Annotated in this window: 23 protein-coding genes; 14 read left to right on the top strand and 9 right to left on the bottom strand. The window is 62.5% G+C overall.

Annotation, left to right across the window (positions count from 1 at the left end; genetic code table 11):
- Positions 1 to 80 precede the first annotated feature (80 nt).
- A complete protein-coding gene (locus NKH23_RS07425) occupies positions 81 to 449 on the top strand; it encodes a winged helix-turn-helix transcriptional regulator (protein ID WP_023678378.1) in 369 nt (122 codons plus the stop codon).
- A 50-nt stretch (positions 450 to 499) separates the two neighbouring features.
- On the opposite strand, the gene NKH23_RS07420 is transcribed toward NKH23_RS07425, so the two are convergent.
- From NKH23_RS07420 to NKH23_RS07410, 3 genes are all read right to left on the bottom strand, one after another.
- Positions 500 to 820 carry a hypothetical protein gene (locus tag NKH23_RS07420; protein WP_023719143.1) on the bottom strand — a complete coding sequence of 107 codons (321 nt, stop codon included), beginning with the start codon at positions 818 to 820 and terminating at the stop codon, positions 500 to 502.
- A 142-nt stretch (positions 821 to 962) separates the two neighbouring features.
- Positions 963 to 1,358 carry an acyl-CoA thioesterase gene (locus NKH23_RS07415; RefSeq protein WP_023678380.1) on the bottom strand — a complete coding sequence of 132 codons (396 nt, stop codon included), beginning with the start codon at positions 1,356 to 1,358 and terminating at the stop codon, positions 963 to 965.
- Positions 1,359 to 1,506: 148 nt separating this feature from the next.
- On the bottom strand, positions 1,507 to 2,337 hold the full coding sequence (locus tag NKH23_RS07410; protein WP_352912506.1) for an MBL fold metallo-hydrolase: 831 nt from the start codon (positions 2,335 to 2,337) through the stop codon (positions 1,507 to 1,509).
- On the opposite strand from NKH23_RS07410, the gene NKH23_RS07405 reads away from it, so the two are divergent.
- Entirely contained in the window at positions 2,336 to 2,707 is a 372-nt protein-coding gene (locus NKH23_RS07405) for a hypothetical protein (RefSeq protein WP_352912507.1), read from the top strand. The two genes, NKH23_RS07410 and NKH23_RS07405, sit on opposite strands and share 2 nt — an antisense overlap.
- Before the next feature lie 36 nt (positions 2,708 to 2,743).
- Here NKH23_RS07405 and NKH23_RS07400 read toward each other — a convergent pair whose 3' ends face one another.
- Positions 2,744 to 3,670 carry a LysR family transcriptional regulator gene (locus NKH23_RS07400; RefSeq protein WP_352912508.1) on the bottom strand — a complete coding sequence of 309 codons (927 nt, stop codon included), beginning with the start codon at positions 3,668 to 3,670 and terminating at the stop codon, positions 2,744 to 2,746.
- A gap of 106 nt (positions 3,671 to 3,776) precedes the next feature.
- Here NKH23_RS07400 and NKH23_RS07395 point away from each other — a divergent pair, with 106 nt between their 5' ends.
- On the top strand, positions 3,777 to 4,568 hold the full coding sequence (locus NKH23_RS07395) for an alpha/beta fold hydrolase (RefSeq protein WP_353034400.1): 792 nt from the start codon (positions 3,777 to 3,779) through the stop codon (positions 4,566 to 4,568).
- A 126-nt stretch (positions 4,569 to 4,694) separates the two neighbouring features.
- Complete coding sequence (locus NKH23_RS07390; RefSeq protein WP_352912510.1) at positions 4,695 to 5,069, top strand: GNAT family N-acetyltransferase; 375 nt, start codon at positions 4,695 to 4,697, stop codon at positions 5,067 to 5,069.
- A gap of 234 nt (positions 5,070 to 5,303) precedes the next feature.
- Here the strand turns inward: NKH23_RS07390 and NKH23_RS07385 are convergent, their stop codons facing one another.
- Positions 5,304 to 5,984, bottom strand: a complete 681-nt coding sequence (locus NKH23_RS07385; protein WP_352912511.1) for a hypothetical protein — start codon at positions 5,982 to 5,984, stop codon at positions 5,304 to 5,306.
- A 295-nt stretch (positions 5,985 to 6,279) separates the two neighbouring features.
- On the opposite strand from NKH23_RS07385, the gene NKH23_RS07380 reads away from it, so the two are divergent.
- Together NKH23_RS07380 and NKH23_RS07375 are read left to right on the top strand one after the other, a co-directional pair.
- Positions 6,280 to 7,896, top strand: a complete 1,617-nt coding sequence (locus tag NKH23_RS07380; RefSeq protein ID WP_352978451.1) for a GMC family oxidoreductase — start codon at positions 6,280 to 6,282, stop codon at positions 7,894 to 7,896.
- On the top strand, positions 7,893 to 9,104 hold the full coding sequence (locus NKH23_RS07375; RefSeq protein ID WP_353034398.1) for a mandelate racemase/muconate lactonizing enzyme family protein: 1,212 nt from the start codon (positions 7,893 to 7,895) through the stop codon (positions 9,102 to 9,104). The genes NKH23_RS07380 and NKH23_RS07375 overlap by 4 nt, the downstream gene beginning before the upstream one ends.
- Before the next feature lie 99 nt (positions 9,105 to 9,203).
- On the opposite strand, the gene NKH23_RS07370 is transcribed toward NKH23_RS07375, so the two are convergent.
- Complete coding sequence (locus NKH23_RS07370; protein ID WP_352912514.1) at positions 9,204 to 10,142, bottom strand: diacylglycerol/lipid kinase family protein; 939 nt, start codon at positions 10,140 to 10,142, stop codon at positions 9,204 to 9,206.
- 739 nt (positions 10,143 to 10,881) lie between these two features.
- On the opposite strand from NKH23_RS07370, the gene NKH23_RS07365 reads away from it, so the two are divergent.
- From NKH23_RS07365 to NKH23_RS07355, 3 genes are all read left to right on the top strand, one after another.
- The gene (locus NKH23_RS07365; RefSeq protein WP_023719157.1) at positions 10,882 to 11,316 is read left to right on the top strand and encodes a DUF4383 domain-containing protein; all 435 of its coding nucleotides are present in this window, start codon (positions 10,882 to 10,884) and stop codon (positions 11,314 to 11,316) included.
- A 6-nt stretch (positions 11,317 to 11,322) separates the two neighbouring features.
- Positions 11,323 to 12,453: a hypothetical protein gene (locus NKH23_RS07360; RefSeq protein WP_352713090.1), complete on the top strand. Its 1,131-nt coding sequence runs from the start codon at positions 11,323 to 11,325 to the stop codon at positions 12,451 to 12,453.
- Between the two features lie 158 nt (positions 12,454 to 12,611).
- Positions 12,612 to 13,127 carry a hypothetical protein gene (locus NKH23_RS07355; RefSeq protein WP_352713092.1) on the top strand — a complete coding sequence of 172 codons (516 nt, stop codon included), beginning with the start codon at positions 12,612 to 12,614 and terminating at the stop codon, positions 13,125 to 13,127.
- A gap of 7 nt (positions 13,128 to 13,134) precedes the next feature.
- On the opposite strand, the gene NKH23_RS07350 is transcribed toward NKH23_RS07355, so the two are convergent.
- Positions 13,135 to 14,757: an FAD-binding oxidoreductase gene (locus NKH23_RS07350; RefSeq protein WP_353025759.1), complete on the bottom strand. Its 1,623-nt coding sequence runs from the start codon at positions 14,755 to 14,757 to the stop codon at positions 13,135 to 13,137.
- 192 nt (positions 14,758 to 14,949) lie between these two features.
- Here NKH23_RS07350 and NKH23_RS07345 point away from each other — a divergent pair, with 192 nt between their 5' ends.
- Positions 14,950 to 15,444 (top strand): YegJ family protein, encoded by a 495-nt coding sequence (locus NKH23_RS07345; RefSeq protein WP_352978446.1) that lies wholly within the window; start codon positions 14,950 to 14,952, stop codon positions 15,442 to 15,444.
- A 13-nt stretch (positions 15,445 to 15,457) separates the two neighbouring features.
- Here NKH23_RS07345 and NKH23_RS07340 read toward each other — a convergent pair whose 3' ends face one another.
- Together NKH23_RS07340 and NKH23_RS07335 are read right to left on the bottom strand one after the other, a co-directional pair.
- Positions 15,458 to 16,429 (bottom strand): hypothetical protein, encoded by a 972-nt coding sequence (locus NKH23_RS07340; RefSeq protein ID WP_352713099.1) that lies wholly within the window; start codon positions 16,427 to 16,429, stop codon positions 15,458 to 15,460.
- A gap of 72 nt (positions 16,430 to 16,501) precedes the next feature.
- A complete protein-coding gene (locus NKH23_RS07335; RefSeq protein WP_352978444.1) occupies positions 16,502 to 17,542 on the bottom strand; it encodes a CapA family protein in 1,041 nt (346 codons plus the stop codon).
- Positions 17,543 to 17,685: 143 nt separating this feature from the next.
- Between NKH23_RS07335 and NKH23_RS07330 the strand changes: the two genes are divergently transcribed.
- The 4 genes from NKH23_RS07330 (at position 17,686) to NKH23_RS07315 (ending at position 23,484) form a co-directional block, all read left to right on the top strand.
- A complete protein-coding gene (locus tag NKH23_RS07330; RefSeq protein ID WP_352713101.1) occupies positions 17,686 to 18,933 on the top strand; it encodes a hypothetical protein in 1,248 nt (415 codons plus the stop codon).
- Positions 18,934 to 19,046: 113 nt separating this feature from the next.
- Positions 19,047 to 22,355 carry an excinuclease ABC subunit UvrB gene (gene uvrB / locus NKH23_RS07325; protein WP_352978442.1) on the top strand — a complete coding sequence of 1,103 codons (3,309 nt, stop codon included), beginning with the start codon at positions 19,047 to 19,049 and terminating at the stop codon, positions 22,353 to 22,355.
- A 62-nt stretch (positions 22,356 to 22,417) separates the two neighbouring features.
- Entirely contained in the window at positions 22,418 to 22,894 is a 477-nt protein-coding gene (locus tag NKH23_RS07320) for a hypothetical protein (protein ID WP_353034396.1), read from the top strand.
- Between the two features lie 29 nt (positions 22,895 to 22,923).
- Positions 22,924 to 23,484, top strand: coding sequence for a hypothetical protein (locus NKH23_RS07315; protein ID WP_353034394.1), 561 nt, complete (start codon positions 22,924 to 22,926; stop codon positions 23,482 to 23,484).
- Positions 23,485 to 23,669 lie beyond the last annotated feature (185 nt).

Here is a 23,669-nt window from a genome sequence, read left to right as displayed (position 1 = left end):
TCCTTACGGGAATACTGGTATCGTTTAGATACCTGAGCTATATGAGTAACTGGCCGCTCAATGTGCAAGGAGGCACTTTTTTGTTACCAAGGCACCCGCACCGCACCGAGGACTGCCGCGCCATCTCGGAAATCCTGCAGCGCGTCGGCGACAAATGGACGGTGCTCGTGGTCGGCAAGCTTGGCAATGGGCCGCTGCGCTTCAACGAGCTGCGCAGCGCGGTCGGCGGAATTTCGCAAAAGATGCTGACCACCACTTTGCGCGGGCTCGAGCGCGACGGCTTCGTCACCCGCACGGTGTTCCCGACCATCCCGCCGCGGGTCGACTACGAATTGACCGATCTTGGCTACGAGCTTCTGGTGCCGGTCGATGCGCTCGGCGAATGGGCACGCAAGAACACAGAGCGCGTCAAGGCGGCGCGTGAAAAATTCGACGCCATGCACAGCTGAACCCTTGCGCTGCAAGGGTTTGAACCTGTCGGGGATGCTCCGGATGAGCCCTACTGCTGTAACTGCATCTTGCTCTTCGGCAGCTTCTCGATCCGGTTCCATTTCGGGTTGGGACTGACCACCTTGCCGCCAATCGTGCAGGTCGTGGTCGTCTCCTTGCGGCAATTGCTCACCGTCGTGCCGCTGGTGTCGCATTTCGTCGCCGAGCAGATCTCGCACTTGGCCGCTTGCCCGTTGATGGTGCGGTTTTCCGACGTGCAAGTGGCGCCTGGATCGCCTTTTTTGACCTCGGCAAAAGCACTTGCGGACGACAGGCAGAGCAAGGCTGCAAAGGCACCGGCCAGGGCAGCGTTCAGCATGTGTTGACGCATTGTCTTTCCTCCCAAGATCCCGCCGGTCGCGTTGCAGGCGCGCATGCGGGAACCCGTTGGTCAAAAACCACGCGGGATCGCTGCCCGCATCCCCCGCGCGGGAGAGACGGCTGTTTAAATCCGTCTTCTGGAATCAGGCCGGTCAGCCTTCGGCCGGAACCGCCTTCGGCTTGCCTTCGCCGTCCAGCGCCACCATGACGAAGTCGGCATGGGTGACCTTCTCCATCAGGTCGGAGAGATAGCGCTGCGCCCAGGCCTCGACCTTGAGCGTCATCGAGGTACGGCCGACACGTTCGACATGGGTATAGATGCACAGCGTGTCGCCGATCTTCATCGGCTTGGCGAAGGACATTTCCTTCACCGCCGCCGTCACCACGCGGCCCTTGGCGCGCTCGGCGGCGCGGATGCCGCAGGCGAGATCCATCTGCGCCATCACCCAGCCGCCGAAAATATCGCCCGCCGCATTGGCGTCGGAAGGCATGGCCAGCGTCCTGAGCGTCAGATCGCCGATCGGCCGCCCGTCCGCGTAATGCACCATTTGGCCAATCCTCTCGAAGCCGATCGCCCGATCCCGTATCGTCATGGCACGGACAGGTCAACGCCGCTGAATGGTGGCAACTAGTAGGATTGCGTTCCATGGCCGAGGTGAGAAAGCTGGCGCGCCCGAGAGCTTACCTAGGCGCGCTTCACAAAGCGGGCCAGGGCGTCGGCACGTAGGCGTAGGCGTTGCCTTCGCGGATGACATGACCGATGCCTGGGAAGGGCAGGTGCATGCCTGCGACGAGCAGGCCATCCGCTGACACCATGTCGAGCACCTTCTTGCGTGTGGCGATTGCGGCCTCCTGGTCCACGTCGAAGGCGATTGCCCATTCCGGATGTGCAAATTGCAGCGCGGAGGCGTGGATTACGTCAGTCAAGAGCAGCAGGTTGGCGTCACCAGAACCAATTCGAAGCGCGAGATGCCCCGGCGTGTGTCCAGGCGCAGGCAACGCGCTGATCCCGGGTGCGATCTCGACCTCGCCTTCGATCTTCCGGACCTTGCCATAGTAAGGCACCAGCGATTTGCGCGCTATTTCGAAGTACGGCTTCATCTGGTCGGGCGCCTTGGATAGGATCGCGTCATCGTGCCAGAAAGCGAATTCCGGCGCGGCAACCACGACCTCCGCTGCCGGGAAGGCGGCATTGCCGCCAATACCGACAAGGCCGTTGGCATGGTCGGGATGGAGGTGGGTGATGATTACCGTGTCGATTTCTTCCGGCCTGACGCCGGCGGCGGCGAGCGCGTCAGGTATATGTCCCAGTATGGGCCCCATCGCCGATGCCGAGCCGGTATCGATCAGCACCCGTCTGTCGCCCCTGGTGACAAGGTAAGCATTGACCGAGGTCGGGAGTGGTTTTGGCAGGAATGCCTTTGCCAGCAGCGCTTCAGCGGCAGCCGGATCTGCGGAAGGGAAGAGTTCGAGGCCGAGATTGAGATAGCCGTCGCTCAGTGCAGTAACCTCGAGGTCGCCGAGCATGAACCTGTGGGCGCTCGCAAGCGAAGCCGGAGACGGGGCGGCGATAGCCGCAGCGTTGCTCCCAAAGAGGCTGATCGGAGAAAGTAGTAAGGCGCCGGCACTAAAGGTGCCGATGCCGAACGTTCGACGGTCGATATTCATGGTCTTGTCCTTCGAGTTGCGGATGAAGCTGGGCGCAGGCTACGGGATCGCCGCCAGGGCGGATGCCGACCGTTGGACTGCCCCGCGGGAAGTGGAAATCTTCGGGCGGGTCGGCGCGGTTCACGGCGAACTCCTTGCGACATCAATAATCCGCCTCATAAACAGCGGAAATAGCGACGGGATGCAGTTCACTGCTGCAGATTATGCAGCAATCAATTCAAGCGGGTAAGGCCGCTGGTTTGGCCGTCCGCTGAACGGCCTCCGCCTACTGGATAGGTTGCCGAGGTTCGAGCGCTCGGCGCAACGTCGGCGCCTCTTGCTCGATATAGTCCCACAGACGGTTCGAGATCGGCCCGTGCGGCCGGTCGCGGCGGCGCGCAACCACCAACTCCTCAGTACGGCCTGGCAGATGACGACCGGCAATGGATTGCAGGCGTCCGTCGCGCAGCTCTTCCTCGACCAGGAAGCGGGGCATGTGGCCCCATCCGAGGCCCTGCAGGATGATTTCCTTCTTCATGCCCTGATCGGCCACCATGCATTGAGGCGCACCCTCGATCATGAAGTAGTCTTGTTGTGGTGAATGGCGGGCCGTGTCGTGCATGACACATTGGGTGAACGCGTGCATTTGATCCGGCGTGATTGGGTGCTTGATGCGCTCCGGCAGAAAGCCCGACGCCACTACCGGAACGAATTGCACCTTGCACAGATCGATCCATTCCACCCGTGGGTCGCTCTTGTCGATCCAGTGCAGGATCAAATCGGCTTCGTCGTCGAAGAGGCGCTCCCACGGGCCGCCCACCGCCTCGAAATGCAGATGCAGGCGTGTGCCCGGACACTGGGCGAAGAACCGTCCGAGCATGCCCAGTGCCTGCGGGCGCGGGCACAGATCGCCGATCACCACATGGATCTCGGTTTCTTCGCCCATTGACAGCTGAGCAGCATGAAGCCGCAAGCCCTCGAGCTCGCGCAGCAGCGATTGTGCCCTGCGATGGAACGACAGCCCTGCCTCGGTGGGGCGCACGCGATAGCCGCCGCGATCCAAAAGAACGAGGTCGAGTTGCCGCTCCAGCTTTGCCACGGCGGCGAACACAGCCGGGTGCGAGCGATGCAGCATTGCCGCCGCAGGCTGAAAGCCGCCGCAGCGGACCACGGCATCGAAGCATTGCAGGTCGTGTAGGGTGAATTCGGCCATGTCAGCTTCTATTACAGAGATAGTCCTATCTTTGTAATATCGTCAAAAGCGCGCCGCAGCTAGGCTTTGCCACATTCAGCGCTTCAAAAAGGAAGGTGTATTCACCATGAATGAGCTGGATTTCGTGACCGTCGGCGATGGCACACGCATCGCCTACCGCATCGACGGCGACGCCGGCAAGCCTGTGCTGATGCTGTCGAATTCCATCGGCACCACGCTGCGGATGTGGGACATGCAGATCGACGAGCTGTCGAAGCATTTCCGTGTTCTGCGCTATGATTTTCGCGGCCACGGAGGGTCGAGCGTTCCGGCCGGTGCTTATTCGCTCGACCGGCTTGGCCGCGACGTGATCGAGTTGCTCAATGCCCTGGGCATTGAACGCGTACACTTCCTCGGTCTGTCGTTGGGCGGCTTCGTCGGGCAGTGGCTCGGCATTCATGCGCCCGAGCGGATCGAGCGCTTGATCCTGAGCAACACCTCATCCTACCTCGGACCGGCAAAGCAGTTTGATGAGCGCATTGCCGCCGTGCTGCAGGCGCCGGACATGTCGGAAACCGCCGAGATGTTCCTGGGCAACTGGTTTCCTGCGCGTATGCTGGCGGCCAACGAGCCCGTCGTCGAAGAATTTCGCGCCATGCTGCTGGCCATCGACCGGCAAGGCCTGGCTGGTTTATTTGCGGCGGTTCGCGATGCGGACCTTCGCCGAACCATAGCGCTGATTTCCACGCCGACGCTGGTGATCGCCGGCCGCCACGACACGGTGACAGCCGCCAGCCACAGCGAGCTGATCGCGGCGACGGTGCCCGGCGCGAAACTGGTTGTCCTGCCCGCGGTCCACTTGTCGAATGTCGAGTACTCCGCCGAATTCATAGAGGCCGTGCTCGGTTTTCTGCGCTGAGCCGGAGCACGGCGGGGATGCTGAGTGAAGGCCGTTTCGAACATCACCGCATGGACCGCAACCTATGATGCACTAACGCGTAGCTCGGGCTAGACTGGGCAACACAGGTAGCGGATGACGGCTGACATGGAACTTGGCTTTCGCCCACTGACGCCCGATCTGTGGCCGGCGCTCGAGGACCTGTTCGGCGACAGCGCCGTCTGCAGTCGTTGTTGGTGTATGTACGGGCGGATCGGTCGTTCTTATCGAAAGCGGCCCGACGAGGAAAACAAGGCAGCGTTCCGGCAAGCCGTCCAGCATGGTCCGCCTCCAGGTTTGCTTGCTTTCGACGGCGATGTGGCTGTCGGCTGGTGCCAGGTGACGCCGCGAGACGCCCTGCCCTGGCTCGATCGGCTATGGCAGCTCAAGCGCGTGGACGACAGGCCGGTCTGGTCCGTGTCCTGCCTCTACGTGCGAAAACAATACCGCCGGCGGGGCGTAACATCCCAGCTGATTGCATAGGCCCTGGAAGTCGCAAGGCGCGCAAATGCTCCGGCACTCGAAGCCTATCCTTTCGACGCCGACGTATCGCCGAGCGCTTCCGGCAGCGGATATGCCTCCACCTTCGCGCGCGCCGGGTTCAGGGTCGTTGCCCGCAGGACGCCGGCCCGCCCGATCATGCGCTATGATTTCAAGCAGATTGCCGATCATCGCCTGTGATCGCAGCTTGAAGTTTCGGCTATGGGTGGAAAGTTGTCATCCAACCGCTATTGCGCCCGCTTCGCTTCTCGCTTTTGCGAGGATGGTCGTCTCCGGGGCAACGGCAAATTGCTCACAAAATGCATCGATGTGATGCTGGCCCCGATCCGCGTCTCCAACGGCAACAAGGGCCAAGCCCCAGGCGAGGTCTGTTTGCACATAGTTTTCCAACGAAAAACGTCGAAATTTCATCTTGGACCGTCGTTCGAAACTAGCAGCAACGTCCTTTAGTGCGGTGATTCTGGACCAGTCCTGCTGGGCAGCATTGAGCGCCGCCAAAGCGGCGCGTTCAACCTGATCGGCGCTATCGTTACTATAGAATGAGCACCAGTTGGGAATCCGGCCCGATGAATCAATCGGGTCAATGCAAAGATCAAAATTCGCCGACTTCGCCGTTCTTTTCCACCGGAGGCTTCCGCCTCTGAAAATTGGTACAAAGTCGATCGAGACGCCCCAACAGGCGGAGAAGGTCATGCCTTTCAACGCCTGAAATTTCAGCAGATAGCGTATGTGATCTGTTGGACGGCCAACCCAGAACAAATCCCCTACTCGCTGAAAATCGGACGCCAAGCCGCCTTCCAATGCTGCAGCGGCAATGTCGCCCAAGGCTTTACCACGCTGAGGCGCACGACCGAGGTCTGGTTGCCGACGAAATCTTTCGATCAAGCTGGAGAACATCTAACCTCTTCAACGGCAATCGTGAGGGTCGTCAGCAAACATTACTGATCGCACGGATCAATTCAATGACCGAGCGCGAACGGCAGCCTTCGGTCATCCCTGCTCGAACACATCGGCATTGATTGCTAAAACGCGTATGATTGTTGCCGTAGCAAAACTAACTCCGGCAACAAGCGGCCATTCAAACCGAATATCACCAGTCGCTTTTTTCACATCGGATGCCGGAAGACCCGGCGACGCCGCGTCGCGCCGAAGCCTAGGTTAGAGCCGAATTCCGGAGCCAGCCGCAGCCACCATGCAAACCTATGACTTCATCATCGTCGGTTCCGGCTCGGCCGGCTCGGTCCTGGCCGAAAGGCTGTCGGCTTCCGGCCGCTTCTCGGTGCTGGTGCTCGAGGCCGGCGGCAGCGACCGCCGCTTCTACGTGCAGATGCCGCTCGGCTACGGCAAGACCTTCTTCGACCCGGCGGTAAACTGGAACTACAAGGCCGATCCGGACCCCGGCCTCGCCGGCAATGTCGACCACTGGCCGCGCGGCAAGCTGCTCGGCGGCTCGAGTTCAATCAATGCCATGGTCTGGATCAGGGGCGCGCGCGAGGATTTCGACGCCTGGCGGGATGCCGGCAATCCCGGCTGGGGCTTCGACGACCTGCTGCCCGCGTTCAAGGCGCTCGAGGACAACCAGGCCGGCGCCGACCAATGGCGCGGCGTCGGCGGGCCGCTGCATATCACCGACTGCTCGACCTCCGTCCATCCGCTCACCAAGCGCTATCTCGCGGCCGCCAATCAAGCCGGCCTGCCGCTCAACCCGGATTTCAACGGCGTTTCGCAGGAAGGCGTCGGCGTCTATCAGATCACCACCAAAAACGGCCGCCGCATGTCGGCGGCGCGCGCCTTCCTGCGCCCGGCAATGAAGCGCAAAAACGTCCGCGTCGAGACCAACGCGCTGGCGACAAAAATCCTGTTCGAGGGCAAGCGCGCCGTCGGTATCGAGTATCTCCAGAATGGCGAGACGAAAACCGCCCGCGCCGGCCGTGAGATCATCCTGTCGGGCGGCTCGGTCAATTCGCCCCAATTGCTGCAGCTTTCAGGCATCGGCCCGTCGGCGTCGCTTGGTGCGCTCGGCATTCCCGTCATTTGCGCCAACGAGAATGTCGGGGCAAACCTGCAGGACCATGTCGGCATCAACTACACCTTCAAGGGCAGGCAGCCGACGCTCAACCAGATCCTGCGCCCGTGGTGGGGCAAGCTGCTGGTCGGCATGCAATATGTCCTCCTGCGGTCGGGTCCGCTGTCGCTGTCGATGAACAATGCCGGCGGCTTCTTCCGCACCGACCCGGCCGCGGCACGGCCCAACATGCAGCTCTATTTCCAGGCGTTTTCGACCGTCATTCCGAAGAGCGGCGAACGCCCGATTCTGACGCCCGACCCATGGCCGGGTTTTTCCATCGGCCTGTCCAATTGCCGCCCGTCGAGCCGTGGCGAGATCATGATCCGCTCCAGCAATCCGCGCGATTATCCGAAAATCGTCGCCAACGCGTTGTCGACCGAAGCAGACGTCGCCGAAATGCTGGCGGCGGTGAAATTCGTCAGGAAGATCGCATCGATGCCGGCGATGGCCGAGATCATCGAAGAGGAGGTTTTGCCCGGTCCGTCGATCACCTCCGATGCGGATCTCGTTCAGGATTTCAGGAAGCGCTCGGGCACCGTCTATCACCCGGTCTCGACCTGCCGCATGGGGCCGAACCCGGCGCGCGCCGTCGTCGATCCGCGCCTCAGGGTGCATGGCCTCGACGCCTTGCGCGTCATCGATGCCTCGATCTTTCCCGACAACATCACCGGCAACACCAACGCCGCCGCGATCATGACCGGATGGAAGGGCGCCGAACTGGTTCTGGAGGATCAGAAATGAAAATCACCGACGTCAAGACCTGGGTTGTCGGCAATCCGCCACCCGGCATCGGCGGCAAGTATTTCATTTTCGTCAAGCTCACCACCGATGGCGGCGTGGTCGGCTATGGCGAGGCCTACAACGCCACCTTCTCCGCCCATGTCACGGCGAAAATGGTCGAGGACATGGCCGAGCGTTATCTGATCGGCCGCGATCCGCACGACGTCGAAAATTTCTTCCGCCGCGCCTATTCGTCCGGCTTCACCCAGCGCCCCGACGTGTCGGGCATGGGCTGTTTCTCGGCGCTCGAAATCGCCTGCTGGGACATCATCGGCAAAGAGGCGGGCAAGCCGGTCTACAAGCTGCTCGGCGGCCAGGTGCACGAAACGTTGCGTTCCTATACCTACCTTTATCCGCACAGCGGCAGCGTCCACTCGGAGGATGCGCGCGGCAAGAACGTCTACAACGATCCAGATCTGGCTGCAGCCTGCGCGCTCGAATATGTCGAGCAGGGTTTTAATGCGGTCAAGCTCGACCCGGCCGGTCCCTGCACCGCCTTCGACGGCCACCAGCCGCGCCTCGTCGACATCGACCTCTCCGCCCGCATGGTCAAGGCGATCCGCGAGGCGGTCGGCACCAGAGCCGACATCCTGTTCGGCACGCACGGCCAGTTCACCGCATCGGGCGCGCTGCGCCTCGCCCGCGCCATCGAGCCCTATGATCCGCTGTGGTTCGAGGAGCCGGTGCCGCCCGACATGCCCGAAGTGATGGCTCAGGTCGCAAGGGGCACTTCTATCCCGATCGCAACGGGGGAAAGATTGACCACGAAATTCGAATTTGCCCGGGTCATCGAGAACCGTGCCGCGACCATTCTTCAGCCCGACCTTGGCCGCTCCGGCGGCATTCTCGAAACCAAGAAGATCGCCGCCATGGCCGAGGCCTATCACATCCAGGTCGCGCCGCATTGCTATTGCGGGCCGATCGTCGGCGCCGCCAACATCCAGCTTGCGGTGACGCTGCCCAACTTCCTCATTCTGGAATCGCTGAAGCAGTGGGACGGTTTTCACGAGAAGCTGCTCAAGAAGAAGATCGAATGGCAGGACGGTAATGTCATCCCGTCGAAGGAGCCCGGCCTCGGCGTCGAGCTCGACGAAGCCGTCTGTGACGCGCATCCCTGGACCGGCAAGGACCTACATTTGCAAATGATGCAGACGCCACTGATGCCGTGACCTGTCGAGCGGGCGACAATGTCACGCGATTTCAACGTGTTGGACGTAGGACCGGAATTACCGCCGAAAGAACTTTAATCAAGCCCTCAACGCCTTGATTCAATATCTCAGCGTCAAGGCGCCGGGCAGGATCTCGAAGGTCGCCGGTATGCGACCCGGCGATTCGCCGTCTATGTCGATCAGCGCGGCGTTCTTTTGCAGATCGCCGAGCGGCTCGACAACCACTTTCTTGCCGCGCAGGATGGTGATCGCCGGATGGTTGCGGTGCCGCCCGCCATAGAGCAGGCGGATGTCCCAGATCAGCTTCAGCTTGCCGGCGGCGCGCAGGATGACGATGTCGAACTCGCCGTCGTTAAGCTCGGCGTCGGGCGCGATCATCATGCCGCCGCCGAAGAATTTTCCGTTAGCCACCGCCACCAGTGCCATGCGCGCCTCGACCGGGGCACCGTCGTCGATGGTGATCGCAACGTCCTGGAAGCGGTAACGGAGGAATTCCCAGACCGTGCGCCAGTAGAACAGCGCCTTGGCCGAAACCTTGCCCTTGCGCTTGTCGGCGTTGACGGCACGGTCGGTAGCGCCGGAAAGCCCGAGGCTGGCGATATTGATGAAATGGCGGCTGGCCAGCGCGCCGTGGTCGTCGACATAGCTGATGCAGCCGGCATCGACCTTGCGCGGCTTGGCCTCGGCAATCCGCTTCAGCGTCAGGTCGACATCGTTCGACAGGCCGAGCCCGCGGGCGAAGTCGATGCCGGTGCCGCAAGGCAGCAGCCCGAGTTCGGCCGTCCGGCCGCTTTCCCGGAAAGCCTTCAGCAGCCCGTCGGCAACCTCGCTGGCGGTGCCGTCGCCGCCGGCCGCGATCACCAGCTCGAAGCCGATGGCGGCAAGGTCGAGCGCCAGCCGTTCGGCATCCCCCTCGGCCTGCGTTTCACGCAGCTCGAAATCGCCGAAATGTCTTTTCAGCGAAGCCGCAACCTCGGGCCAATGCCGCTTGAGCCTGCCGCCGCCGGCGATCGGATTGAGAATCACCGCGACCTTCAAGCCTGCCTCCCCAAGGCCATCGAACACGCCTTCCAATCATTTGCCGGCATTGAAGCCTGCGCCGGCCCGCGGGGCAAGATCGAATGTCCGACAATGCGGTTTCGGCATCGACGGCAAATCCCGGCTGCCGGTAGGCGGCCGGCGACGAAGATCGGAATTCGCTCCATCGCTGGGTTCAGTCCCCGATAATCCCGCTATCCACAGGCTCGCGGCGGTTTCGCCAAACGCTTATCCGGCGTACGTTAAACCCATCTCAGGCGGCTACCGATCGCCACGCCGAAAGGCAAAGCGGAACGGCGGATTTCCTGAGGCCCGTACGGCCCTGAACGAGAACAGGCTTGCTTGTTGGAGGGATGGAAGCCGAGACCTACGGGGCCGCGGAAAGCGTGCGAACGCCAACGGCGGACCGATGCTGCCATGAAGGACGGCAAAAACCTTCGATGGCGCGCTGGGCAAAGCTCGCAAGAGCGGAGACCGGCGTGGTCCGGAACGGACGCTGCCCTCGGGTGGCGACTGGCAGGACCGTCAAAATCAAGGCCGGAATGGCGCGACATCTTTCGGGAGTTGCTGCCGCGACCGTGTCCTGATCTGACAGGGAGGCGCTGGGAGAAATCCCGGCGCCGACTGTCTTTGTGGCCCCGCCTGACGATTTTGCCGGCGACGCTTCACGCTGCGCCAAAATCAGCTACTATCCATTTGCCGTCGGGGACCGTTTAAAAGGGCTACAGGGGGACATTTCATGACGCTCATCCAGAAGCTTGCTGTTGCCTATGCTTTCCTGTTCTTCGGTGTTGTTGCGATCGGCTATGTGCCGGCCTTCAACGATGCCGGCGGCAATCTGTTCGGCCTGTTCTCGCTGCAATGGTATGACGATTTGCTGCACGCCTTCTCCGGCGTCTGGGCGCTGGCGGCCGCCTTCATCTCGCACCGCCAGGCGGTGTTCTATTTCAAGCTGTTCGGCTCGGTCTATCTGTTTGACGGCGTGCTCGGCCTGGTCACCGGTTCCGGCTGCCTCGACGGCGGCATTTTCATCAACGGCTTCCGCTCCTTGAACGACATCGAATTCCCGGCCCGCTTCTTCGCCAACCTGCCGCACATCGTCATCGGCGGCTTCGCCGTCTATGTCGGGTTCTGGCTGTCGAAACGTGTGTACGACCATTTCGCTACGGCCTGACCGGCCATGTTCCTGTTCCGCTGGCTGAAGCGCATCATCAAGGCGATCCTCTGGCTCGTCGTCATTGTCGTGTTGATCCCGATCGCCGGGCTGGCCTACGGCTTTCTCACGACGCCGTCGCTGGACACAACACCATTGCCGGGCGTCACTGAGGGTGCCCCGCCGAAGGCGCTGGCCGACAAGGTCCGTGCCGAGATCCCCGGCTACCAGCGGCCGGAGGAATCGACCTTTCTCACCTATCCAGAATGGGCCATCGTCTACGCCGCCCGCGAATATGCCGGCTTCGTCGACAAGAACCAGCCGAGCGGTTTTCCCTATCTCTCCTATATTGGCCGCTTCTGGCAGGACTATGCGATGGTCATCCGCGCCAGTTCCACCTACAAGTTCAACCTCGACAACCACCAGATGCTGGTGGTCATCGGCACCAGCCACACGATCGAGCACGCTATCCAGTGGGCCTATGAAAATACGGTCGGCCGCGTCACCGAAGCGACAGCCGGCAAGCGCACCGCGGTCGACATCTACCAGGCCAAGGTGGTGGCGGACTATGCCGGTTTTCTCGACCAGGTGCCGTGGTACCAGTTTCCCTATGCCGAAAAGCGTGCCGGCCTGTTTGCCGTCCAGCCGGCGGCGGACGACAGCGCCGTCCGCACCAGCGAACGCAAGCTCGCCTTCGGCCTCGCCGACACCATCAAGCAGGGCTACGCCGATCTGATCAAGTCGGCGCTCGCCGCCACCACCGACCCGGCCTTGCTCGACATTCACGTCTGGGCCAAGGGTCCGGTCAGCGAGGTGACGCGCAACGAGCCCGACACCTTGCTGGAGCGCGATCTCGGCGCCGACGGCACGGTCTTCGTCACCAGGCGCTATCAGGTGTTCACCGACATGATCCCGCGCCTGATCGACAAGGGCGTCTCCTTCGTCGAGATCGGCGGCAATGACGAGATCATGGTCACCATGCTTTCCAATGACGAGATCAATGTTCCCGAAGGCGCACGCACCTTGTTCAGCTACCCGCTTCCGGCGGAACCTTCGACGCGCCGCACCGGCCTGACCGTCGCCGTGCGCAAACTGCACCTCGTGCTGCCGGCGCTGATGACGGCGGGCGCCAGGCTCGAGCACGTCTACGATTACTGAGGCCTTTCGGTCACAGCCGGCCTCGGCAAGACGTTGCGTGATGCTCCGCCACGCTCATTCCACAATCGCGGCCAAATCCCGCCTTGTTCCGCAACGATTGATGATGCCGTAGCACTTTGTCTTGCGCACATCGCCAGGCAACTCGGAGGGACAAGACCGTGATCAAGACCGCCCTTGTCGCCATGACCATCGTCGGCTGCGATTGCGACGCCAGACTTTGCGAATATATCGGCGAGACGCCCGCCAAATGGTCGACCATCGCCGAATGCGAAGCGGCGATGAAAAGCCAGATGCTGCACGAGCGCAATTTCGATTATCCGCTGGTCTCGGGCATCTGCCGGACACAGAACTCGTCTTCGTCATCGCAGCTCGTGGCGACCACTTCGGAGCCCGAATTGACGACGGCCAGTACGGCAGCGACAGACCCGCTGCCACCGGAGCTGAGCCATCGGCCCAGTGCTGCCGTCGGAACGCAGGCCACGGCGACGGAAACGGAAGCCGTCAGGCCGGTCGCCTATGAAGCGGCGGTCGATGGCGGCCGCGCCGTGCTCTACCGCACGAAGACCGGCTACGCCGTGGTCAAGACCGATCTCGGCCGCGCCGCAGCGGCAACGATCGGCATCGCCAGGCGTTCGGCGAACTGGCTGGCGGCGAAGCTGCCTGACGGTCTGTAGCCGCCGCTCAGGCCGTGCCGATCAGTGCCTTGACGGCGCGATAAAACGTCGACGAAAACAGCTCGTCCGGATCGTATTGCCGCTTCTTCGCCAGGAAGGACGGCAGTTCCGGATAGGAGGCAAGCAGTTCCTTGCCCGTATAATGAAGCTGGTAGGGCAGGAAAAAACGCCCGCCATGCTTGATCGTCACGTCGATCAGCGCCCTTGTCAGCGCCCGCATCCTGGCATTGCCGTCGGCGTCGGTCGGCTGATTGATGTAGAGCACCAGCGAATAGGCCGGCTCCGGCGCATAATTCAGCGCCACATCCTCCTTGTGGACGATGCGCACCGACGCGTTGAGCACCGGCAGGCTCTGGTTGCGCAGGATCTCGCGCGCTTCCGCGATGAACGGGTTATACGCCGCCCGCGGGATGAAATATTCGTGCAGTATGTCGGTCTCATCGAGCAGATCGTTGAACAGATAGGGCACTGAATCGTGCATCGGATTGTTGCGGGTGACGAGGCAGGCCTCGCCCTCGGCCATTGCCGTTGTCCGCGCCACTGTGCAGCTCTCGAATTGCGGCTCCAGCGTCTTTTCGGTGAACCATTTCAGCTCCTGGAACAGGCTGCCCCACTTCGCCAGGTTGATGATCACCCGCTTCAGCCCAACCGAACCCGGCTCGCCGATTGCCGGCTGGTCGGCCGGCGGCTGGTCGGCCACCTTGTCATAGCGGTAGACGATCATATCCTCGAGGAAATTGCCCGGCGCAGTCGACAGATGCCCATAAAACAGACCGATCGCCCTGTTTGGCTCCAGCACCTCGGCGAAGAACTTTGGAAAGTCGTCCGATTTGATGATCTCGCGCGAGGTCCGGTAGACGGCGTTGTCGACGATGTCGAGCGTCGCCTCCAGCACCACGCCGAACAGGCCGTAGCCGCCGACGACGTGGCGGAATAGCTCGGTGTTTTCAGCCGGTGAGCAGGTTGTCACCGAACCGTCCGCCAGCATCACCCGCATCGAACGGATCGAGCCGGCAACGGAGCCGGCCTGGTGGTCCATGCCATGCGCGTTGACCGACAGCGAGCCGCCGACCGAAAAGATGTCAGTCGACTGCATAGCCTTCACCGCAAAGCGCGGGTGCAAAAGGTTCTGGATGTCGTGCCAGCGCGCGCCCGGCTGCAAGGTCATCGTCTTCGCCGCCGCATCGACGCTGACCTTGTTGAATTTGCGCATGTCGAGGACCAGTGCGTTGTCGTCGAAAGCGTGGCCGCCCATCGAATGGCGCACCGCCGCGATCGAGACCTTCAGGCCATTGGTGCGGGCAAAGGCCAACGCGCTCGCAATGTGGTCTTCCTCGCTGACTTCGATGACGCCGTAGACTGGCGTCATCGACAGGCCGCTGGCATCGTTGATGTCGCCGCCCTTGGTCAGCCATGGCAGCGACGTATCGTAGGCTGGCGGGCCCTCCAGCGGCTTCTGAGCCAGGTCGATCCCGTCAATGTCGGCAATGCGCCCGGAATTCTTCTGCCCGGACGGACCGCGCGCCAGCCGCGCCACGGTCGTGCCGCCCCACAGCATCGCGCCGCCCACCACCGCCGCACCCAGCAGCAGCCGCCGCGACAGGCGAAACCCCTTGCGTTCTCCGATCATGAACCCCTCGCTGCCTCAGAGATAGCGCGAGCTTCCGGCAAAAACCATAGCCGGAGTGCGTAGCAGAACTACAGCGGCAGTTGCGGCATCAGGAGCATTTTCTTATGGTTGTAATGAAGGTATTTTTCACGCTATGGTTGAAAAAGCGAACGGATCCATGATGATGCTGACCATTGTAAGGGCGCCCATTCCATGAAGCACGTGTCCCGCGCGATACTGTCCCTGATGCTAGCGCTTGCTCCGATATCCGCCGAGGCTCAGGACTCCAGTCAGGGCGACGACAGCGTCGTCGCAGTCGCGCCTGACGATCCAGATATGGCGGCGGCGACTGCACAGGCACGTGCCAGCCTGGATGAATTCCTAGCATTATCCCAGACACCGCCACCTGGAACGGACACATTCAAACTGAAGGTGATGATCAAGGACGGAAATGTGACCGAACACTTCTGGGTCATCCCGTTCCAGCGGAACGAAACCGGATTCGTGGGGATATTGGCGAATGAGCCACATAGTGTCCACAACGTCGTGGCTGGCCAGTATATCGAATTCAACCGGGACGATATTTCCGACTGGGGATACACCAGAAACGGTCACCAGGTTGGCAGTTTCACCGTTTGTGTGATGTTCAGGTCGATGTCGAAGGAAGAAGTCGACTACATGCGAAGCGAACGCGGCTTCGATTGCTGACCGCCCAGCCGGACTAACCCGCCTCCTCGTCCCTCGCCCCGATCTTGCGCACCAGCGCCGCTGTCGCCAGCATCGCGCCCATGTCGGCGATCATCGGCGCGACATGCTTGGTGTAGTCGAGGCGCGTGGGGATATCCGGCAGCTCGAAGAAATTCCTTTCCTGCGGCAGCAGCAGGAAGCCGTCACTGCCGCTGAGCGCCACGCGTGCCGGATCGTTCGGCCGGGTCTCGCCGAGCCATTGCAGCGCCTGCGCCAGCCGGCCGGTCACCAGCGGCCGCGCCGCCTCGATGTTGTCGGTGCGGAACTCGTAGGCGGCATCGAGCTCCGGCACGCCGCTGGACAATTCCTGCATCTTGCTGCCGAAGATGCCGCGGAAGAAGCCGACGGCTTTGTTGGTCCGGCGCGCGGCGACCAATGTGCCGGGGAACGGCACGATCGTCTCGAAGGCGACGATGACGCCCTTGAACACTGCCGTCGTGCTCTTGCCCGTCCCTTCCCGGAGCTCTGCTTCGTACAGCTCGAACGGAAACCCTTCATAGCGGCCGGAAAAAGCATCGTCGAAAGACTGTCGGTTGAATGGGCCAACCGTCTCGCGCGGCAGCCGGTCGAACGAATTCGGCTTGACGCTGTGCCGATACTGCATGTCCTCGATGAAGCCGAAGATGATCGGCAACAGCGTGCTGCGAAACGACTGCTGCAATTTGCTCGCTGGCTTGATCGCCCGGAAATAGAGCAGGATCGCCGCCAGGAATCCGCCGATATAGAGGAACACATGCGGGGTCGAGAACCACTGCTCGCTCGGGTCGGCAACCCCGTTGAAGAGCCAGGCCACAAACACCACGAACACCAGCACCAGCCCGATGAACAGCGGCACCCGCCAGCGCGTCCGGCGATGGGCCGAAGCTCTTTCGGCCTCATAGGCCTCGATGTTCTTCCTGAGGCCGGCGATCACCGCTTCGCTCGGCATGAAATCCGCAGTTTCCATCACCCACCGCCGCCACAAGCCTGCCCGCGTTGAGCATGATAGCCGGTTTGGTGGACCGCGTCAGCGCAGCCGTCAGCGCCCGGCACCGAAGATCGCATCGAGGCGGGCCAGAACCCTTTGCCTCGATTTTCCCGCCAGCGCTTCGACCGGGACCAGGCGCTCGTGATCGCCGGCGCGCAGCCGCATGAAGGCATGCAGCCGGTAGGCGGCGATGGCCCCGCGCGTGCCGGGATCGTCGCTGATGTCGACGACGAGAATGGCGCCGATGCGGCCGGGCCATGGCTGGCGCGAAAAGGCGGTACCGAAGAAATCGCCGAGCCCATAGGCAACGAGCGTCTTGCCGGTCCGCTCGATCGGCTGCACGACATGCGCATGATGTCCGGCGACCAGGCCGACGCCATGTTCGGCCAGAAGCCGCGCCAGTGCCCGCGTCTTCGCACGTGGAAAATGCCGGAATTCCCAATCCCAATGTGGCACTGCGCAGAGGAGGTCGACACCCGAAGCGGCGTCGCGCGGCCATTGCGTCGGATCGCCTTGCATCGAGACTCGGCCCGCAAACTGAGCCGCGCCGACATTGCGCCACAAGGTAAAGGCGGCAAGGCCGATTGTCAGCGCCCCGACTGCAAACCGCTCGACCGGAACCGCAGTGCCGATCGTGCGGATGCCGAGCCGCTCCAGGGCGGCGACCGTCTCATCGAAGCCGGCAATAGCCTGGTCGAGCACATGGTTGTTGGCCAGCGACAGCACCAGTTTTTCACGCGAAATGCCGGCGGCGGCCAGCGCCTCGGCAAGGAACCGCTCGCTCATCGCGTGGCGCGTGCCAAGCCTGGTGCCCAAAACAGCGCTCGGCCGTTTCACCACCGGGCTTTCGCAATTGCCGACCACCAGATCGGCCGAGGCAAGCAGTGCCGCAATCGCCGGATCGCAGTCCGGCGCGCGGCGATTGGCCACCGCCGAGATATCGCCAACGAAAGCCAGCCGCACCGTCCGCGCCGGCAGCGGTTCGAGCAGGGCTGCGGCCGCCGGAGCAAAGCCGCGCGCGTCGCCATCGAGCGAAGGCCGGAGGAAGCGTGGCAGCCACGACAGTTTGTAGGAAAGCGGATAGTTCGACACGCGACGGCCCAATGGTTTGCCTTGTGTAGACCGCCAGCCGGATTGATTGAAGCGCAGACTGTTATCGGTGAACCACAGGGCTACAGGCGCGCGAACCAAATGCGTGTATGATCCACTGCGGAGCGACAAAAGGGGCGATCACGATGAAGCGTTTTTCCAGGCTGGTGGCGTGCGCCATCATTCTTCTCCTCCCGCTGGCTTCACCCAGCGCCGCGGCTCCCGAAGCGGCGGCCCTGTTTGAGGCGAAAACCGTAGCCGAACGCGACAGCGCTCTTGCCGCCCTGGAAGCCGCCGCGCCCGGCGATCCGGCAGCGACCTACGCCGCCGGCGCCGGCGAATTCTTCACCGCGCTGGAGATCCTGGCCGGCGGGCTGCACCGCCACGGTTTCGAAAGCCCGCAATCCTTCATGCTGCCGCTGATGCGGTTGCCGGTGCCGGACAACCCTGATCCCGAGCCGCTGAGCTACGAACAATTCCGCGCCATTCTCGTTGCCTTCCGCGACCGGCTGGAGAAATCCGCAGCCACGCTGGGTTCGGTACCCGCCGACACGGACATCGGTATGGTCATCGACCTCACCCGCCTCGGCATCGACCTCAACGAGGACGGCACGATCGCGCCGGACGAAAGCGCTGCGGCGATCATGGCCTCTCTGTCGGGCACGGGCGGCGCGCCGGCCGATGCCGCCCTCGCCTTCCGCTTCGACCGCGCCGACGGCTATTGGCTGCAGGGCTATGCCGAATTTCTGATGGCGCAGGCCGATTTCTGGCTGGCGCATGACTTCAGCAACACCTTCGACGGTTCGTTCCATATGCTGTTCCCGCGCGCCAAACTGCCGCTGCAGGACACGCTCGTTCCGCCGGACGGCGGCATGAGCGGCGGCATTCTGTCGTCCGAATGGCGCATCGCCGATTTCATCTCGCTGGTCCATCTCATCAACTGGCAAGTGGTCGAGCCGGAGCGCCGGCAAGCGGCACGCCGCCATCTCATGGAAATGATCCGGCTGTCGCGCGAGGACTGGAAAGCCATCCGCGCCGAAACCGACAATGACCGCGAATGGCTGCCCGGGCCGCAGCAGAAAGGCGCCAGCCCGCTGACCGGTCTGGAAGTCGGCGAGCAGCAGGTACAGGCTTGGCTCGCCGCCCTGGCTATGGCCGAGGATCTGCTGGAGGGACGCACCTTTCTGCCGCATTTCCGCATCGCCGACAAAGGCATCAACATGAAGCGCTTCTTCGACGAGCCGAAGCCCTTCGACCTGGTGCTGTCGATCACCGGCCCGGCCATCGCGCCCTATCTCGAGCGCGGCAAGATTCTCACCAGCGAGGAGTTCAATCAGATCCAGCGCCAGTTCGGCGGCGCCGGGTTTCTGACGTTCGCGCTGTGGTTTAATTGAGGGGGAAACTCGGATGGTGCTCCTGACAGCCTGCTGTCAGCAGCCAAATTGCGCCTCGCGCCACCCGCCACTCGGCTCTTTCCATTTTGGCCGATACCTCCCATATTCGGGCCATGGCCAGACTCCCCGACAAGAAAACGCCGCCGCCGGCGAATGACGATCGCGCTTCGCCGCCCAAGCGGCGCAGTCCGCTGACCGATTTCCTCGACGCATCGGAGCCCCTGCACGGCTTTGCCGAGGCGCCGCAGGCCGAGTTCACCGGCGCGCCGCTGACCGGCTCGATCGCCGACTGGGCCGAACAGATCGAGCAGGAAGCCGAGAAGGAAGGGCGCCAAATCTCCCCCCTCGAGGGGGAGATGTCACCGAAGGCGACAGAGGGGGTCGGCAAAGGAAGCGCTCGGCATCAAGGGTCGCCGAGCCCGGACGCACCGACCCCACCCGGCGGCTCCGCCGCCACCCTCCCCTCGAGGGGGAGGGAAGGCGCCAAGCCGGCGAAGAAAATCCCGGAACGCTCCTCTTCCCCCGGCCGTACGGCACGCGGCACCTCGATGGGCGGTGCGGCCTCGGCGCGGGAGCGCACTGCGGCCGGTCTCAACCCTGTCGCCGGCCTCGATGTCTCCCTGGAAGAGGCCGAGACCATGGCCTCGGGCGGCGTCACCGCCACGGTCGCGGCACTGTCGGCACTGATCGAATCCGGCAATCCGCTGCACAAGGACGGCGTGCTGTGGACGCCGCACCGCCCTGCCCGGCCGGAGAAATCCGAAGGCGGCATCGCCATCAGGATGGTCTCGGATTTCGAGCCGGCCGGCGACCAGCCGACGGCGATCAAGGATCTCGTCGAGGGCGTCAACAGCAACGACCGCACGCAGGTTCTGCTCGGCGTCACCGGCTCGGGCAAGACCTTCACCATGGCCAAGGTGATCGAAGAGACGCAGCGCCCCGCTCTGATCCTGGCGCCCAACAAGACGCTTGCCGCGCAGCTCTATTCCGAGTTCAAGAAGTTCTTCCCGGAAAACGCCGTCGAGTATTTCGTCAGCTACTACGACTACTACCAGCCTGAGGCCTATGTGCCGCGGACCGACACCTACATCGAGAAGGAATCCTCGATCAACGAGCAGATCGACCGCATGCGCCATTCGGCGACGCGCTCGCTGCTCGAGCGCGACGACGTCATCATCGTCGCCTCGGTGTCCTGCATCTATGGTATCGGCTCGGTCGAGACCTATACGGCGATGACCTTCCAGATGCAGATCGGCGACCGGCTCGACCAGCGCGCGCTGCTCGCCGACCTCGTCGCCCAGCAATACAAGCGCCAGGACATCAATTTCGTCCGCGGCTCGTTCAGGGTGCGCGGCGACACGATCGAGATCTTCCCGGCCCACCTCGAGGACCGCGCCTGGCGCATCTCGCTGTTCGGCGACGAGATCGAGGCGATCACCGAATTCGATCCGCTGACCGGCCAGAAGACCGGCGAGCTGAAGGGCGTCAAGATCTATGCCAATTCGCACTATGTCACGCCGCGCCCGACCTTGAATCAAGCCATCAAGTCGATCAAGGAAGAGCTCAAGCACAGGCTGGTCGAACTCGAACGGGCCAGTCGGTTGCTGGAAGCGCAGCGGCTGGAGCAGCGCACCCGCTTCGATCTGGAGATGCTTGAGGCGACCGGTTCCTGCGCCGGCATCGAGAATTACTCGCGCTATCTGACCGGCCGCCAGCCGGGCGATCCGCCACCGACCTTGTTCGAATACATCCCCGACAATGCGCTGGTCTTTGTCGACGAAAGCCATGTCACCATACCGCAGATCGGCGGCATGTATCGCGGCGACTTTCGCCGCAAGGCGACGCTGGCCGAGTATGGTTTCCGCCTGCCGTCCTGCATGGACAACCGGCCGCTGCGCTTCGAGGAGTGGGACGCCATGCGCCCGCTTTCCGTCGCGGTTTCGGCAACGCCCGGCGGTTGGGAGATGGAGCAATCCGGCGGCGTTTTCGCCGAACAGGTCATCCGCCCGACCGGCCTGATCGACCCGCCGGTCGAAGTGCGCCCGGCCAAGACGCAGGTCGACGATGTCGTGGGCGAAATCCGCGAGACCACGAGGGCCGGCTACCGCACGCTGGTCACTGTGCTCACCAAGCGCATGGCCGAGGACCTGACCGAATATCTGCACGAGCAGGGCATTCGCGTGCGCTACATGCACTCCGACATCGACACGCTGGAGCGTATCGAGATCCTGCGCGACCTGCGCCTCGGCGCCTTCGACGTGCTGGTCGGTATCAACCTGTTGCGCGAAGGCCTCGACATTCCCGAATGCGGCTTCGTCGCCATTCTCGATGCCGACAAGGAAGGTTTCCTGCGCTCCGAGACATCGCTGATCCAGACCATCGGTCGCGCCGCCAGAAACGTCGACGGCAAGGTCATCCTCTATGCCGACCAGATCACCGGCTCGATGGAGCGGGCGATGGCCGAGACCAACCGCCGTCGCGAAAAGCAGATGGAGTGGAACGCGGCCAACGGCATCACCCCGGAATCGGTCAAGTCGCGCATTTCGGACATCCTGGACTCGGTCTACGAAAAAGATCATGTCCGCGCCGACATTTCGCAGTTCACCGACAGCGCCGGCGCCATGATGGGCAACAATCTGAAGGCGCATCTCGACGCCCTGGACAAGCAGATGCGCGACGCCGCCGCCAACCTCGATTTCGAGAAGGCGGCCCGCATCCGCGACGAGATCAAACGGCTGCGCGAGATGGAGTTGTCCATCTCCGACGACCCGCTGGCCAAATATGCCGACATGGAAAGCCCGGTTTCGGGCCGCGAAAAGGGCAAGCACAACAAGGGCGTGGCCAAACATCGTACGTCAGAGGAACAGGAGCGTTTCCGCAAGCTCGACGAGGCACGTGCCACCGAAGAAGCGGCCAAGGCTGCCCGGCCCAACCTCTTCCGCAAGCCCGCGCTCGACGAGATGGGCGCCGACGGCGCCGTGCCGGTCAAGAAGCCGCTATTCGCAAAACCTTCGCTCGACGCCATGGGCCCGGGCACCGACATGCCGACGCCGGCCGGGGCGGTGTCCCGTTCGCTGTTCAAGAAACAGTCGGCCGAAGAGGCGCACGGCTCCGATTTCGGCATCCCCGGCGAGCCGATCAAACCGCTGTTCAAGAAAAACTCGCTCGACGAGATGACGGTGCGGCGGACCGAGAAGCCGGTCGAGGGAAAAGTGCCGGCCAAGCCACAGCCGATCTCCCCCCTCGCGGGGGAGATGTCAAATGGTGGCAAAGAGGGCAGGACAGCGGGAGGCGCGAAGGAACGCGATGATTCGGCCAAACCCATTGTCCGCCAGCGTGCCGGCATCGGCTCTTACGAAGATCCGGCCGATGCTCGCCGCGAAAAGCGCCGACCCGGCAAGACTGGTCGGCCGGGACGGTAATTCTGCCGTGGCGTTACTTGAGCGCCGCATGTATCTTCTCGCCATCGGCTGGGTGGCTACAGATGATAACACGCCGTTTCTTTGGGCTTCTCGCCGCAGGGTTCTTGCCGTCCCGCGCGGCGTCTCAAACAACAAGCGCACCGCGGCGCTTGCAAGACGACATTCCGATAGCCGCGCAGTGGATATCCAACGCACTGCAAAGTTCGGGCTTCGGCGCGGATTTCTCACCGCAGAGCATATCCGAGGTGGAACGGTTTTTTCGCGAGCAGACGAAGGATGGAGAGCCCATCTCCGGCGGTTTGATATCACAAGATATCGGGCCGCGTTTGTTTGCATTGGGATGCTACTGTGGCGAGGTGCTTCGCAAGGAACTCAGCGGGCATTGGCTGACGAATGACGACGATCCCGAAGGGGAAATTAAAGCGGCTCTCGAAGTCGGAAGCGGCGTTACTTGCTGGCCCATGCAACGAGTCATGAAGCGGCTGCGCAACAGCGAAGACGACCTGGTGGCTTGGGCCGAAGGGATCAGGCGGGGCTGAAAGGCCGAGTATCCAACCTACGACAACAATTGGCAGCAAACCTAGGTTCGATGCGGCAACAAGGCAAACTCCACATTCTGCCCCTGATTTTAGGCAGTAAAGACACGCCTTTGCGGACTGGCGCCGATCTTGGACCGGTGCAGAAACACCTTGGCTTTCCGAAATGGCTGTATGTCTATCAGGATGAGCCATGCGGCTTTCTTCTGGGTTATGGCGATCTGGAAATCAACATTTTGATCAGGCGCGATCGAGCGCGAGTGCACCGTATCAGCATCAAACTTTGGCACATGCCTCATGTGCCCAAGTCCTTGCCTTTGAAATGGAGCGGCAACAGCCAAATCGATCTCGACGGCTTTAGTCCAGCCATGACGTTTTCGGCCGCCAAGACGCTCCTCGCAAGTCTAGGGCTGCAAGCCGAGGAATATAAGATGGAAAGCGGATATGAAACTGTCCGTCGGCTCGTGCTCCCTCATGCCGAACTTCATTTCTTCAAGGGACCGGAAGAACCGATCCTGATGGAGATTCACTTCGAAACGCCACAGGAAATCCAGCGAACCAAGGGTGACTTTATATTCCCTCTGCCAGACTAAGGCCTGCCTGCAGAGGACACACTTGCAACCCACCCCGCCTTTGGTGTAATCGCTCCGCACACTCGACCGTCTTGAAAGGAGGGCTGCGTGTCTTTCGACCACCACCGTCAGCGCGGCCCTGTCTCTGCCCTGCGAGCTTGCTTGCAGGGCTGACCAGAGACGGTCCGGGTTTTTCTTCCCGCTTC

It is taken from the genome of Mesorhizobium sp. M1328 (assembly GCF_040318075.1).
Taxonomy (GTDB): domain Bacteria; phylum Pseudomonadota; class Alphaproteobacteria; order Rhizobiales; family Rhizobiaceae; genus Mesorhizobium.
The sequence above is the reverse complement of the archived record's forward strand: the minus strand, read 5'-3'. Positions and strand labels throughout refer to the sequence as shown.